The sequence below is a fragment of the Bacillus sp. SG-1 genome (genome assembly GCF_000181495.1).
Classification (GTDB): domain Bacteria; phylum Bacillota; class Bacilli; order Bacillales; family Bacillaceae_B; genus Rossellomorea.
On the sequence record NZ_ABCF01000007.1, the window covers coordinates 25,248 to 38,793 of the forward strand.

Below are 13,546 nucleotides of genomic sequence, written 5' to 3' on the forward strand. Positions count from 1 at the left end.
CCAAAAAGACGCAGGTTCCTGCGCCTTCTTAGAATACCATGATTTCACTATGAAATAGAATGGGTTTCGTCGTTTTTCATATCCTTTTCCAGCTGGGCGATCCGGCCGTCTAAACTGTTTCGGTAATAGGAAGTATTCATACCGTGCTCAAGGCGTTCAAGATATGCTTCCATTTCTTCAAATCTGGAGAATGATTTGTCTGAATATCCCTCAGAGGCTTCAAGGACTTTACTCATCCGATGGTTGGCCCTTGCGATATTTTCACGGCCCATCAATTCCATGCGTTTGATATACATATCTTTCAATTTATGGTTCATCTCTTCATATTTTTTCTCTAAGTCTGCCAGACCGCTTCCCGCTTCATTCAAAGAGTTTTGGATTCTGACAGCTCTCTCGGCAAAGTGTTCATGTTCACTGATCGCGAACTCATACAGCTCCGTTTCACCGGCCTTGGAAGCAATATCTGCCTGATGCTTTCTTTTATCTGCAAGCATCTGAGTCTCTGCATATTTTTTTGTGAATTCTTGTTTTAAGAGATATTGGCGTTCAATCAGCTTCCTTACTTTTTCCACCTCTGCTTCGCATTGGCGCAAATATCGGTTAAGCATACCAATAGGATTCTTCATTTCCTTTTGATCAAGCATTTCATGAAAGTCTGAAGTGATCGAGTCTTTTAATCTGTTAAATAAGTTTGCCATTAATAATCTCTCCTTGTTTTTTAAATTTTTTTCTCTGTCAGAAAATGCTGGACATCACTTCCTGACGCTTTGCTTTGCTATTCCAAGAATCGGACCATCTTGGGTCCGCATATAATTCCGTACCCTGCTTAGTTATTTTTCAGGTTTGCCCATTCTTTTTCAAAGTTCGTGAAGGGGTCATCACTTTCCATAATTTCCGGCTTTTCTTCCTTCCATTTCTTAATGACGACATACAGCAGATAAATCGCTGCAAGGCCAATGATTGCCGGGAAGTTTGACGCTGAAGCAGTGAGAGCCGCCAGTCCGACGACAGCCCAGATAATTTTTGCAAAAGTCGACTCTGTCTTCACAAACTGTTTGATTGAAAAGTAAAGAATCATCAGGCTGATGGCGAGGCCGATCATCGACCCCATATTAGCCAAAAGCACAATCGCTGAAATCCCCCCTAAAACCAATAAACCAAACTTTTTCATATTTCTTCCTCCTAATAGCTGATTACCCAGCCGATTTCGAAAGAGTTTCTCTTCCGTTTCATGTCTCTATCGTACCTTGCAGGAGCATTTTTCATAACGAGCCTGAGCTTTATTTTCTACTAAGACTTGAGGCGTAGTTAAGGCAGGCCCTCCCTCATGAGTTACGTTTTGGCCAGTCATTGGAAAGGGTTATTGCCGTGCCGACTGTTTCATCAATGCATATACTGTCGTATTGATGTTTGTTAATTGTCCAATAAGGCCGCTATTAATGGATAGGAGGAGCACGATGAAATATAAGATCACCCGTGATTATATCGATTTGGGAAATTCTCGTTCAGGAGAGACTTTAGGGGATGTCCAATTTATTGTGAGCCACGATACTGGCAACCCAGGATCGACTGCTTATGGCAACCGCAACTATTTTGCCAATTCAGATCCGGCTGCTTCTGCGCATACCTTTATTGATGACCAATATATTCTGGAGATTATTCCATTAAGCGAGAAAGCCTGGCATGTCCGTTATAATACCGGGACGGATAACAGGCTTTTCGGAGCCGACGCGAACGACCATGCCATCGGGGTTGAACTGTGTTGGGGAGGCAATATTAATTTCACTCAGGCCTATGACCGGTATGTGTGGTACCACGCTTATTTGATCGATAAATATGGGGTGAATCCGCGGGAGGATATCGTAGCCCATAGCACCCTTGATCCTTCAAGAAGAACCGATCCACAGAATGCCCTCAATAGATACGGCATCTCTTGGGAAGAATTTTTAGAAGATGTCAATAATGCCTACCGAACGTATTTTACAAACGAGGAAACATCCCAGCCGGCTGCCCGGGGAGGCTCCCTTTCCCTTCCTCTTGGTGAAGGAGATCAAGGAGCGCTTGTCAGGGAAATCCAAACCAAACTGGTCAAGGCTGGATTCTCCTTGCCCCGATATGGTGCTGACGGTATCTTTGGGCAGGAAACAGAAATGGCCGTCATGAGGTTTCAACGGAAGTACGGGTTAAGGGTGGATGGTCTGGTCGGAATGCAAACACTGGGTAAGCTGAATGAGGTGCTGACCAACAGCCGGCCTGTGAATGAATTTCCTCTTCCGGGGGGGATTTTGCAGGAGGGGGACGAAGGTAATGGTGTCCGGCAGCTTCAAAGAGCACTGAAACAAATCAACTTTGACCCTGGAGAAATCGATGGTATTTTCGGACCCAAAACTATGGATGCCATCAGGAGGTTCCAAGAAACATATGCCGAGCTAAAGAACGATGGCATTTACGGACCTAATACCCGCAAGTATATCTTGATGGAGCTCGAGGAACAGTCTTGAGGTAAAAAGAGACTGAGGGTTGGACCCTCAGTCTCTTTTTTGTTCTATCAACGATTGCTCATTTAATCGGATTTTCCTTGTCAGTCGGTTTCTCGGTTCCAGTGGGAAACTCACAAAAACCCGGTCTGCCACCGCAGACCGGGTTCTCAAATTTATTCTGTAAGGCTCAAAAACTCTTCTACATCATTGATGCAAAGTGCGATTCCTTTTTCCCAGAATGCTTCTTTTGTGATATCTTCGCCCAGATGTTTCATCGCAAGTTCTTCTACGGACATGACAGCTGTGTCCCTCAGAAGCGCCATGTACTTCTCTTCATAGTTCTCATCTGCTTCCAATGCTTTGGCGTAGATGCTTAGCGAGAACAGATAACCGAATGTGTACGGGAAGTTATAGAACGGCACACCGGAAATATAGAAGTGCAGCTTGGAAGCCCAGAAATGAGGGTGCGCTTCATCAAGTGCTCCGGCATAGGCTTCTTTTTGGGCTTCAGTCATAAGCTCGTTCAGCCTTTCAACTGCTACCAAACCGTTTTTACGCTCTTCATAGAAGCGTGTTTCGAACAGGAATCTTGCATGGATGTTCATGAAGAACGCCACGCTTCTTTGCAATTTATCTTCCACAAGCGCAATTTTTTCTTCTTTGGTTTGAGCTTCTTTCACTGCTGCATCAGCAACGATCATTTCCGCGAATGTCGACGCGGTTTCCGCTACGTTCATGGCATAATTTCTGTTCAATGTATGCATTGGCCTTAACGCATACGAATGGAATGCGTGGCCAAGTTCATGTGCCAATGTGGCTACGTTGGACATGCTTCCTGAATACGTCATGAAAATACGTGACTGTTCACTTAATGGAAAAGAGGTACAGAATCCGCCGGGTCTTTTTCCGGCACGGTCTTCGGCTTCAATCCATCTGTCTTCGAACGCCTTTTGGGCGAATTCAGCCATTTCATTTCCAAACCGCGCGAAGTGTTTCAGGATGAAATCTGCTCCCTCATTGTAGGACATTGTGGAATTCGATTCAGCAACCGGAGCGTCCATGTTGTACCAGTCCATTTTTTCCTTGCCCAGCATTTTCGCTTTTTTGTCGAGATAATTCACGAAAGGAGCTTTATTTTTGGATATCGCTCCCCACATTGCTTCAAGTGTCTCTTTCTTCATACGGTTGTATTCAAGCGGTTCTTTAAGCACTTCATCCCAGCCGCGTTTTTTATAGACATTAAGCCGGAATCCGGCAAGGTGATTCAATGTTTTTGCAAACAATTCTTCCTTTTCCGTCCATGCTTTCTCAAGACTGTCAAAGATTTCTTTTCTTACTTTTTCGTCCGGGTGGGAGCTGAGATTGTTTGCCTGCCCGATTGAAAGTGTCTCACCGTTATAAGGGATTTCCATGCTGCCGACTATCGTATCATACATCTGACCCCAGCCATGATAACCATCGATTGAAAGTGACTGGATGAGCGCTTCTTCTTCGCTCGATAGTTTATCTTTTGCTTTCTCACGCCATTCGTTCAAGACAAATGTCAGTTCCGCAAGAGCATCTGTCTGGAGCAGGTCCGCCCAGACATTTTCAGGAGTTTCTGATAGTTTTTGCTGAAAGCTGTTGAATGCCACTTGAAAGTCAGCACTTGCCGTTGTCAGCTCACCGCGAAGTGCATCAGCCTTTCTATCCTTCATATTCTGCGCTTCCAAGCAACCGATGAAAGCACCTGCCTGGCGAAGATACAGCATAATCTCTTTCGCTTCCTCAATCAGATTCGCTACCTGAATGCTGTCTTCTATAGATTGCGGGGCTTGAAACGTTTTCTCTTTCTTAGCAAACTCCGCTTTTTTCTTGTCTAATGTATCCAAGTGCTCCCTTAGTTGAGGTGAACTGCTTCCTCCTTCAAAAAATACATCTAAATCCCAAACGTCTGAGTAAGTCATTATGAAATCTCCCCTTCTAAATATGTATTTCTTTTTCTATGTATAGAAACAGTTTACCATTTTCCGATTATTCTTGCTTTTGTTTTTTTAAAAACGCTGTTTTCGTATATATTGTTGCTCTCGGAAAAATCCAAAGAGCAGGATTTTTCCCTTGGAGACAAAGGCCTTTTTCTATGAACAAGGTGAATTAGCTCTTTTCTTCCTTGTTTATCAGGCTATTTCTGGTTAATTAAGTAGATAGTTTTTAAAGTTTGTAATAAATAGCAACAAAGTTTACGAAAAGAGCCTTTTAAAAGGACTAAATTGTTTTCTTAAATCTGTCAGTGGAATAGATAAGAGCACACTAAATCTATTGGGAGGCCATTTTATGATGAGACTATTACTTAACATTTCTGCATACATCCTTGTCATTGTCGTCAATATGTTAGCTGTCACCCTTCCTTTGAATGGACAATCGACAGGTGAAATTTCCAACCGACTTGACGTTTTTTTCACCCCTGCCGGCTATGTGTTTTCCATTTGGAGTTTGATCTACCTTCTACTTGGCATATGGGTAATTAGACAGCTCACAAAAAAACATCGGTTTTCGGATTATTACCGAATAATCAGCCCTTATTTTATTGTAACCTGCCTGCTGAATTCCACCTGGATTTTCATGTGGCACTATAACTTTTTTGCACTTTCAGTCGTTATGATGACCGGACTGCTGCTTACCTTGATCATAACTTACAGAAAAGCAAAGAGATTGGGTAGAGGGTTCTTTGACCTCCTGCCTTTTTCCGTATATCTGGGCTGGATCAGCGTCGCCACCATAGCAAATATCAGCTATTACCTCACGTATATAGAATGGAACGGACTTGGTACAGGGTGTAGCGTTTTCCTTCTTATTGTTTCGTTGTCACTCGCTGTTTACTTCAGGATTAAGCAACATGATTGGGTATATGCGCTCGTATTTGTATGGGCGATTTTCGGCATTGGGGTCAATAATCAAGGTGAACATCCTATCTTGTCAGCTCTAAGCTTTTCGGTTGCTGCGGTTATTCTATTAACTGTCATTTTTTACAGACCGGTAAAACATAATTAAGGCTCTGCAGCACAAAATAGGATTGGGAGGTGCTTTTATGAAAGAGACAACAGGAAAGAAATTCACGTCAGCAGGAACCGACATTGAAGAAGTAAAAAGACGAAATGCACAGGCAGGTCTATCCTACAATGAAGTGAAGCAGCTTCTGGCCGAAAGAATGGCACAGAGAAAATAGTATCCAAAAGAAGAAGCCCCTACGGAAGGTTCCGAAAGGGCTTCTTTTCTTATTCATCCTTTGCTTCGTCTTTATTCTTTTTCGCCGGTTTTTCTCGCTGTTCCACAAGTTTTTCCTGAATCTTATTGAACTCCTTGCATGGCTGGGTCAGGCTGACAACGATGTCTCCCGCCTCTGCCTTAGCCGAACCATCGGGGGAAAAAAACTCCATTTTACCGGATGGTTTCAATACAAAGAGAAGGATTGTGTGCTCTTCTCTTTCATACAGATATTCTTCAAATGAGTATTTCTCGGTTATATTGGTTCTCCTGATGATATCTCCACGCTCTACACGCTTGTTCAGTTCATCCCAGGTTGCGTCCTCCTGAAACAGGATTCTGCCGCCCAGTGTGTGGACAAGATCTTCGATATCATCGCTTCTTTTCCCTTTCAAGGTCAGCTGAAAAAGATTATTCCTCCCGATTGAAGGGACAAAAGTCGTACAGACCAGCGCATTATAGGAGTCGACTTCAGTCGTTGCAAGCAAGTACTCATACGGCGTTAGATCCATATGGTAGTCAGTTTGTTCTGACAGAATCTCCCCTTTGTAGAAAGGGACTCCGGCCTTTCTTGCAGAGAACAGCCTTTTCCAGGATGAATCGGCAACCATTACCGGGGTTTTAAGATCCATAAAGGTTTTTGCCAGTTCAGTAGAGAAACTGCTTCCGCCTATGATTAACACTCCCGGCCTTTCATTGATGGCAAGATCCAGCTTTTTCGCCAGCCATCCGATTGAAAACCCATGGACGGTCACGGTTCCAAACACCAGCGCAAATGTTACCGATGTCAGTATTGCTGCATCTTCAAACCCGTTATCCAGAAGAATGGAAGCAAAATAACTTGAAACCGTGAGTGCCACTATCCCCCTTGGAGCAATCCAGCCGACCAGGGTTTTTTCCTGCCAGGAGAGATCTGTTCCTATCATAGAAAGGAAAATGGATAATGGGCGGACTACGAAAAGCATCAACAGCACAAACCCGATGATCTTCCAATTAAAAATTTCAATCAACGTTTCAAGTGACAGAGATGCGGTCAGCATGACAAAAATGGTAGATATCAACAGCACTGAAATATTTTCCTTAAAATGGCGCATATCATCTATTGAAGAAATATGCATATTTGCCAGGGTCATTCCCATTGCTGTCACGGCAAGAAGTCCGGTCTCATGAGTGATTTCATCCGAAATGGTAAAACAGGCAAGAACTACAACGAACACGACAGGAGACTTCAAGAACTCGGGGACATGACCTTTTTCAAACATCCAGCCGATGCCCCTGCCGCAAAGCCATCCGAAAACGACGGCAAAAAACGAAGCCAGGAAGAACATTACGAGCGTATTGGATGCCCCTTCTTCTGAAGTTAAAAATAAAATGATTTCAAAAGCAAAAACCGCCAAAAGTGCTCCAAATGGATCGACGATAATACCTTCCCACTTTAGTATGGCTGCCGGCCGCGGCTTCAGTTTTGCCTGCCTTAGGAGCGGCAGGATGACGGTTGGACCAGTCACGATGAATAATCCTCCGATGACAAACGACACAGCCCAGGAAAGTCCGGCTACATAATGGGCCCCCAACGATCCGAGAATCCAGGCAAGGAAAGCACCGATAGTGACAATCCTGAACACGGGCCTGCCTAATCCTTTCACTTCACGGAAATCCAGGTTTAGGCTTCCTTCGAATAATATGATAGCTACCGCCATAGAGATAATAGGCTTAAATAAATCACCAAATTCTTCTTGCGGATGGATGATCCCCAAGAATGGACCTGCCAGGAGCCCGGCAATGGACATGATAACGATTGCCGGCAGCCTGAAGCGCCACGCTGCCCACTGTGACAGGATTCCCAGCAGCCCGATCAGCATTAAGTTGAATAATATGGAATGAAACATTAGTCTCTCCTTTTAAAAGGATTCATATTGTAAATCTATTCTATCCTTCAGTATAGTGCATGTAAATTCGTGTGCCATTCACAATGTTCTTGTGGTTTAACCTGACTTTATATCCTGACAGTATGTTTAAACCAAAAGGTCAATCCAAGACGGCTGCAAACAGTATTGTAATGGAGCAGGGTGAGCAATACCGCCCCTGTGTTCATCCCTATGAGTACACCCGCCATACCGAACTGCGGCATCGATCCAAGAAAATAAATGATGGAAAAAGAAACGGTGGTCGCCCATATAGTATGATACAAAGCGTCCTTTATCAGTCCAAATCCTATCATAAAAGCCTGCAGCGGCATCACAAAGAAATGGAAGAAAAAATAGGGCCAGAGCAATTTCAGGTAATACGCAGCCGAGGTTGAATGAAAAAATAGATTCGTCAGTTCTTCCCCCAAAAAATAAAAAACCAATACAGCCGGGGTCCCATAGCCCAAAGTAATCCAAATAACTTGCTTGAGTATTGAATGTATACCTTTAATATCCCCCTTTGAAACCTTTTCTGACACAATTGGAATCAGGGCGACCAATAGGGAATGAGCGATAAATGCAGGGAAAAACCCGATCGTCAACGCCACTCCCGCCATCACTCCGAAGTGCTCGGTTGCAGATAGCTCGGTCATACCTGAATGAAGCAGGGCCGCTTTTATCAAGAATGGTTGAATGGCATGGGAAACAGCATGAAAGATCCTCAGAATGGTCGTAGGAAACGAAACAGATAATAATGCCCTGCCTACTTCCCTCTTATCCGCAGTGTCTGAGGAAGTATATTTGATTTTCCTTACAGATAACACATAGGCTTGCATGAAGTAAAGGAAGACAACACCCTCACTGCCGATGAGTGTACAAAGAGCAATGATGATGGCGATATTGGTGTCGAAGGAGAACAACTGATAAACCACAACCAATAGAATAAGCTGAGCAACCTTTCTTAAGAAATTGGCAGCCGCGATTTTCCCCATTTGATGAACACCCATAAAATATCCCCGGGCTATCGAAGAAAAGGAAATGATCGGGATCAGCAACAGCGTAAGCCAGCGTATGCTCGGATGGTATTCTGACAAAAAAGGGAATACTGAATAAATCAAAGCAGCCGCTATCAAGAATATACAGGCGAAAATAATCGTCAGTCTCCACACCTGGGAAAGAATATTCCGATGATAGACTACATCCTTTTCCGCGATGAACTTTGAAAGCGAAACCGGCAGCTCCAGACTCGCAATAATGGCAATCAAAAAAATGGATGGAAGAATCGACATATAGATCCCCATGCCGTGTTCCCCCAGCTCTCTTGCCAGAATCATATTGATGACGAACTCCAAGCACTCCCCAAAGAATGCCGTAATTATCAAAAAGGATATTCCCCGTATAAATAATTTCATATTCCAACCTCCGAATAAGTACATGCCCTATCTTATGATGAAGGATTGTTGTTTAGGATTTTTTTATTCACAAATACTGGTTCTTCAGCATGGGGATTCCAAGCCTGCAGGTTACTCATCTTCAGTTTTATTGAGATAAAGTCTAGTTTGCTTGAGTTTCTTTTCGTCTCCACCCACTTTTTTATGATTTTGGCCGCTTGCCCTCTTTTCAGCACAGTATCCCTCACATTTTTGATTTTCTTGGCCCATTTTAACCCCTTCCCGAAATAAAAAACGGGTCTCCACTTGGAGACCCGTTTTAGTGTTAATCAATTATGCTTCTTTTTTGGTGAATTTGCGTTTCATCTTCATAAGGGTTTCATACACGATCGGGACAATAACAAGAGTCAGCAAGGTCGAGCTTGTCAGCCCACCGATAACAGTGACTCCCAATCCTTTCGAAATCAACCCGCCGCCTTCAAGACCAAGTGCAAGCGGGAACAGGGCACCGATTGTGGCGATAGCCGTCATCAGGATCGGTCGAAGTCGTGTAGTCCCTGCTTCAAGCAGTGCTTCCCGTGTGGATAACCCATCGTTTTCCATATGAATTACACGGTCGATTAATACAATTGCGTTCGTTACAACAATTCCGATCAACATCAACGCACCAATCATGGAGGAGATGCTCAACGTTTCTCCGGCAATCAACAAGCCCAGCAATCCGCCGATGATACTGAACGGAAGCGAGAACAAGATCGCAAACGGAGCCAAACCGCCGCCAAATGTGATAACAAGAATCAAGTAGACGATTGCAATGGCTGCTAGCATAGCAAGTCCAAGCTGGGTGAAAGACTCTTGAATATCTTCCGTGACACCGCCCATATTCACATCGACACCAGCAGGCAATTCAAGCTCTTCCATTTCCGACTGAATATCTGCGGATACTTTTGAAACGTCATCAGACTTGATTTCTCCTATTACCTGTACAAAGATTCGTCCATCGCGTCGTGTTACAGTATCCGAAGTTTGTCCTTCCTCCACTGAGACAACGTCTTCCACCGCTACTTCCACGCCAAGCGGTGATTGAATTGTTCTGCCGGTAATATCTTCGATGTTTTCATATGTCTCGACTGGAGCTTGAACGAACACTTCCACTTCTTCTCCATCTTTTTCAATGGTGGTCAAAACAGGGTTTATGCGCTGCTGGCTTAATTCCATCGCAACTTGCCCAGCTGTCAAACCAAGCTGGCTCAGCTTTTCCTGATCGACAACAAGAGTATATTCTTCGTAAGCTTCAGAAATACTGGAATCGATATTTTTTAACTCCGAATGTCCAGACATGATTTCTTTCAAATCATCGACAACCGGAGTGATTTCATCCATATTTTCACCATAGACGAAAAGCACAAGCTCATTGCTTCCGGCACTGGCTGAGAAGTCCTGGGAAGACCATTCGCCTTCTTCTACAGAAGCTTGTAACTCTTGGATAACTTGTTCTTTTTCTTCGCTGAAGTTTTCTGTATCTTCATCAAACTCCACGAAGAACATCGCACCACTTGAGCTTCCCGGATTCATTGGGTTTTCACCGCCGACTGAATATTGGACAGTTGTAACATCTTCACGACTCAGGAAAAATTCCTCTGCATCCTGAGAGATCCTTTCAACCTCTTCATCCATCTGGCCGGGAGCAGGGCTGTATGTTGCAACGACCATTTTATCTTCTTCTGAAGGCAGGAAGCTCACACCGATGAGGGGTACAAGGAACAAGCTTCCTACTAGCATCGCTACGGCAAGAAGTGATGTGATGACTTTGTGGTTCAATGTCCAATTCAAGACCTTTTTATAACCAAGGGCAAGCCTGCCTGGTTTATCGTGGTCGACCTTCTTCTTGACTCCCTTTTTAAACAGGGAATGAGCAAGCATAGGGACGATTGTCACCGCCACTAGAAGTGAGGCCAATAAAGCAAATACAATGGTCAACGCGAATGGAAGGAACAGCTCCCCAATCATCCCTTGTACGAGACCAAGCGGCAGGAATACAGCAATCGTAACAATTGTAGATGAGGCAATTGGTACAAACATTTCCTTCGTCGCTTCTCTTATCAATTCTTTTCCTCTCAGCTTTTCGCCTTCGAGAGACATACGTCTGTAGATGTTTTCTACAACAACTATCGAGTCATCGATGACACGTCCGATGGCCACTGTCATAGCACCGAGTGTCATAATATTCAACGTAATATTCATCTGCTGCAATACCAGGATGGCAATCAGCAGGGATAAAGGTATTGAGATAACAGAGATAAAAGTAGATTTAATATCGCGCAAGAACAACAGGATAATGATGACAGCGAACAGTGCACCAAACAAGGCTTTGTTCAACATTGTGCTGACAGACTCTTCAATCGGTTCACCCTGGTCAAAAGTAGATGTGATTTCAATGCCATCAATATCCTTTTCAAAAGCTGAGATCTCTTCCTTCACAGCATTTACGACATCAACTGTATTGGCATCGGCTGATTTAACAATCTGCATTCCAATTGACTCTCTACCGTTGGTTCTGGAAACAGAGTCCACTGTGCCAACAAGTTCTATATCGGCAATCTCACTCAACTGCACGGTAGGAAGGCCGGTCGGAGCTTGTGCCGCCGTTCCTGGAACAGCTTGCACAGAAGGGCTTTCTCCAGCTGCCCCGGTTGGACCCTGGCTTTGTGCTTGCGCAGAAGGCATCACAGGAATCACCATATTTTCTAGATCTTCCAGTGACATGATATTTCCATCCACTACCACTGACTTCTGAGTTTTATCTAATGTGTAAAGTCCGAGCGGAACATTCACATCAGAACCTTGGATGACACCCTTAACGGTTTCTTCATCAATTCCCAGTTCGTTCATTCTTTCTTCATTAAAAACCAACTGTACCTCTTCCACTTGCTGACCGGAGATCTCAACAGAAGAAACTCCGTCCACCCCTTCCAAAGCAGGCAGAATCGTATCTTCTACAGTCCCGGTCAATTGGGAAATCGTTTCATTTTCGTTGGACACACTCAGTGCCATGACAGGGAATGCATTAAAGCTTAATCGGGAAACAGATGGATCCTGTACCCCCTCAGGCAGCCCGATATTTGTTAAAACATCTTTGACCTCATCCTCAGCTTCTTCCATGTCTTTAGAAAACTTATATTCGATTTGAATCGCTGAAGCATTTTGATAGGAAGTTGAACTGACAACATTGACTCCGTTCAAATTTCCTACCCTCTTCTCAATCGGTTCTGTAATCTTATCCGCCACTTCCTCTGGTGTCGCGCCCGGATAAACCGTGGTAATACTGACAATAGGTGTATTTATATTCGGGAGTGTTTCAAGTTTCATATTCAATCCCGCATACAAGCCCGCAGTTGTGATAATTAGTGTGATCAACCAAACTGCGAACTTATTCTTTAACGTAAAATTAATTATACTGTTCATTATCTCTTTCCTTCCCCTTTAAATTGACTGACTGGTCATAACATAAACAAATATAACTGACCAACCAGTCAGTAGTCAATTAGTAATACGTTAAAAAAATTTGATTTTTTTGTGACCATTCAGTCATAATAAGATATAAGAGTTCATAATAGGAGAAGATTTTAAATGAAGGAAAAAGAAAAAATTATTATTGAATCAGCTATCAAGTTCTTTGCGACCAAAGGCTTCGGATCCACCTCCATACAGGAAATTGCCAATGAAGCCGGGATTTCCAAAGGAGCCTTCTATTTGTATTTCAAATCGAAAGAATCCTTGCTTCTCGCCACTTTAAAGTATTACTTTACCCGTATTCAAATGCAGATGAGAGAAATAGATTCCGAACCTCTTCCGCCCAGAGATAAATTCATCAAACAAATGCAGACTCAGCTGAGCAGCATTAAAGATCATAAAGATTTCATCATCATGCAGGCCAGGGAAAATGCTCTGCCTTTCAACGAAGATATTGAAGAATTCATTTATACCATGAGATATAATAAAGGGCTCTTTTATAAAAATTCGTTATTAGATATCTATGGGGACGGCATTGAACCCTACATCTGGGATCTTACAATGATTTTCCAGGGACTCTTCCATCCTTACATCGAACTCCTTATGCTTGAAAATATAGAATTTGATTTTACAAAACTGGCAGAATTTATGCTGGGCAGGATGGATGATGTGGTCAAAGGTTTGATAGACAGTGATGCAAAAGAAAAAGCCATCCTTTCAGCGGAATCCATGGAGAATCTGATCGCTGAAAACATCAGCAAAAGTATCGACTCAGATGTAATCATTCGCACAATTCACAAACTCAAAGAGTCTTTTGCTTCTTCAGAAGATGACAGTGTCATTGTTACACTCGAAGTCATAGAGGAAGAAGTCTCTAAAGAAAAACCGAGGATTCCCGTCATCAAGGGAATGATGAACAACTTGATTGATTATGCGGAAACAGCCCCGCTGCAACAGCTTCTAACCTCATATTATAAAATTGACCAATAAAAAAACTGAGACCGCCTTTGTC

11 protein-coding genes and 2 pseudogenes are annotated in these 13,546 nt (G+C 43.4%); 6 read left to right on the forward strand and 7 right to left on the reverse strand.

Annotated elements, in window-relative coordinates:
• Positions 1 to 47: 47 nt before the first annotated feature.
• Together BSG1_RS06725 and BSG1_RS06730 are read right to left on the reverse strand one after the other, a co-directional pair.
• Entirely contained in the window at positions 48 to 698 is a 651-nt protein-coding gene (locus BSG1_RS06725; protein WP_006836213.1) for a PspA/IM30 family protein, read from the reverse strand.
• Between the two features lie 128 nt (positions 699 to 826).
• Entirely contained in the window at positions 827 to 1,171 is a 345-nt protein-coding gene (locus BSG1_RS06730) for a lmo0954 family membrane protein (protein WP_006836214.1), read from the reverse strand.
• A gap of 286 nt (positions 1,172 to 1,457) precedes the next feature.
• Here BSG1_RS06730 and BSG1_RS21310 point away from each other — a divergent pair.
• From BSG1_RS21310 to BSG1_RS21315, 3 genes and pseudogenes are all read left to right on the forward strand, one after another.
• Positions 1,458 to 1,979 (forward strand): annotated as a pseudogene (locus BSG1_RS21310) (peptidoglycan recognition protein family protein); the annotation flags it as partial.
• A gap of 84 nt (positions 1,980 to 2,063) precedes the next feature.
• Positions 2,064 to 2,216: pseudogene (locus BSG1_RS21540) on the forward strand (peptidoglycan-binding domain-containing protein); the annotation flags it as partial.
• On the forward strand, positions 2,208 to 2,501 hold the full coding sequence (locus BSG1_RS21315) for a peptidoglycan-binding domain-containing protein (RefSeq protein ID WP_269479311.1): 294 nt from the start codon (positions 2,208 to 2,210) through the stop codon (positions 2,499 to 2,501). The pseudogene BSG1_RS21540 and the gene BSG1_RS21315, both read left to right, overlap by 9 nt.
• 152 nt (positions 2,502 to 2,653) lie before the next feature.
• Here BSG1_RS21315 and BSG1_RS06740 read toward each other — a convergent pair whose 3' ends face one another.
• Positions 2,654 to 4,426 carry a M3 family oligoendopeptidase gene (locus tag BSG1_RS06740; protein ID WP_006836216.1) on the reverse strand — a complete coding sequence of 591 codons (1,773 nt, stop codon included), beginning with the start codon at positions 4,424 to 4,426 and terminating at the stop codon, positions 2,654 to 2,656.
• Between the two features lie 367 nt (positions 4,427 to 4,793).
• On the opposite strand from BSG1_RS06740, the gene BSG1_RS06745 reads away from it, so the two are divergent.
• The gene (locus BSG1_RS06745) at positions 4,794 to 5,510 is read left to right on the forward strand and encodes a TspO/MBR family protein (RefSeq protein ID WP_006836217.1); all 717 of its coding nucleotides are present in this window, start codon (positions 4,794 to 4,796) and stop codon (positions 5,508 to 5,510) included.
• Positions 5,511 to 5,547: 37 nt separating this feature from the next.
• Complete coding sequence (locus tag BSG1_RS21065; RefSeq protein WP_044022528.1) at positions 5,548 to 5,685, forward strand: hypothetical protein; 138 nt, start codon at positions 5,548 to 5,550, stop codon at positions 5,683 to 5,685.
• A gap of 49 nt (positions 5,686 to 5,734) precedes the next feature.
• Here BSG1_RS21065 and BSG1_RS06755 read toward each other — a convergent pair whose 3' ends face one another.
• The 4 genes from BSG1_RS06755 to BSG1_RS06770 all read right to left on the reverse strand — a co-directional run bounded on the left by BSG1_RS06755 (position 5,735) and on the right by BSG1_RS06770 (position 12,486).
• The gene (locus BSG1_RS06755) at positions 5,735 to 7,612 is read right to left on the reverse strand and encodes a cation:proton antiporter (protein WP_006836219.1); all 1,878 of its coding nucleotides are present in this window, start codon (positions 7,610 to 7,612) and stop codon (positions 5,735 to 5,737) included.
• A gap of 107 nt (positions 7,613 to 7,719) precedes the next feature.
• Positions 7,720 to 9,042 carry an oligosaccharide flippase family protein gene (locus tag BSG1_RS06760; protein ID WP_044022529.1) on the reverse strand — a complete coding sequence of 441 codons (1,323 nt, stop codon included), beginning with the start codon at positions 9,040 to 9,042 and terminating at the stop codon, positions 7,720 to 7,722.
• Positions 9,043 to 9,153: 111 nt separating this feature from the next.
• On the reverse strand, positions 9,154 to 9,291 hold the full coding sequence (locus tag BSG1_RS06765; RefSeq protein WP_156791425.1) for a hypothetical protein: 138 nt from the start codon (positions 9,289 to 9,291) through the stop codon (positions 9,154 to 9,156).
• Positions 9,292 to 9,354: 63 nt separating this feature from the next.
• Positions 9,355 to 12,486, reverse strand: a complete 3,132-nt coding sequence (locus tag BSG1_RS06770) for an efflux RND transporter permease subunit (protein ID WP_006836222.1) — start codon at positions 12,484 to 12,486, stop codon at positions 9,355 to 9,357.
• 165 nt (positions 12,487 to 12,651) lie between these two features.
• On the opposite strand from BSG1_RS06770, the gene BSG1_RS06775 reads away from it, so the two are divergent.
• Positions 12,652 to 13,524: a TetR/AcrR family transcriptional regulator gene (locus BSG1_RS06775; RefSeq protein WP_006836223.1), complete on the forward strand. Its 873-nt coding sequence runs from the start codon at positions 12,652 to 12,654 to the stop codon at positions 13,522 to 13,524.
• The last annotated feature ends 22 nt before the right edge of the window (positions 13,525 to 13,546 follow it).

Coding starts and splice junctions, on each gene's coding strand:
- BSG1_RS06755 (WP_006836219.1), bottom strand. CDS start 7,612: ATGTTTCATTCCATATTATTCAACTTAATGCTGATCGGGCTGCTGGGA.
- BSG1_RS06725 (WP_006836213.1), bottom strand. CDS start 698: ATGGCAAACTTATTTAACAGATTAAAAGACTCGATCACTTCAGACTTT.
- BSG1_RS06745 (WP_006836217.1), top strand. CDS start 4,794: ATGATGAGACTATTACTTAACATTTCTGCATACATCCTTGTCATTGTC.
- BSG1_RS21065 (WP_044022528.1), top strand. CDS start 5,548: ATGAAAGAGACAACAGGAAAGAAATTCACGTCAGCAGGAACCGACATT.
- BSG1_RS06765 (WP_156791425.1), bottom strand. CDS start 9,291: ATGGGCCAAGAAAATCAAAAATGTGAGGGATACTGTGCTGAAAAGAGG.
- BSG1_RS06740 (WP_006836216.1), bottom strand. CDS start 4,426: ATGACTTACTCAGACGTTTGGGATTTAGATGTATTTTTTGAAGGAGGA.
- BSG1_RS06730 (WP_006836214.1), bottom strand. CDS start 1,171: ATGAAAAAGTTTGGTTTATTGGTTTTAGGGGGGATTTCAGCGATTGTG.
- BSG1_RS06760 (WP_044022529.1), bottom strand. CDS start 9,042: ATGAAATTATTTATACGGGGAATATCCTTTTTGATAATTACGGCATTC.
- BSG1_RS06770 (WP_006836222.1), bottom strand. CDS start 12,486: ATGAACAGTATAATTAATTTTACGTTAAAGAATAAGTTCGCAGTTTGG.
- BSG1_RS06775 (WP_006836223.1), top strand. CDS start 12,652: ATGAAGGAAAAAGAAAAAATTATTATTGAATCAGCTATCAAGTTCTTT.
- BSG1_RS21315 (WP_269479311.1), top strand. CDS start 2,208: ATGCAAACACTGGGTAAGCTGAATGAGGTGCTGACCAACAGCCGGCCT.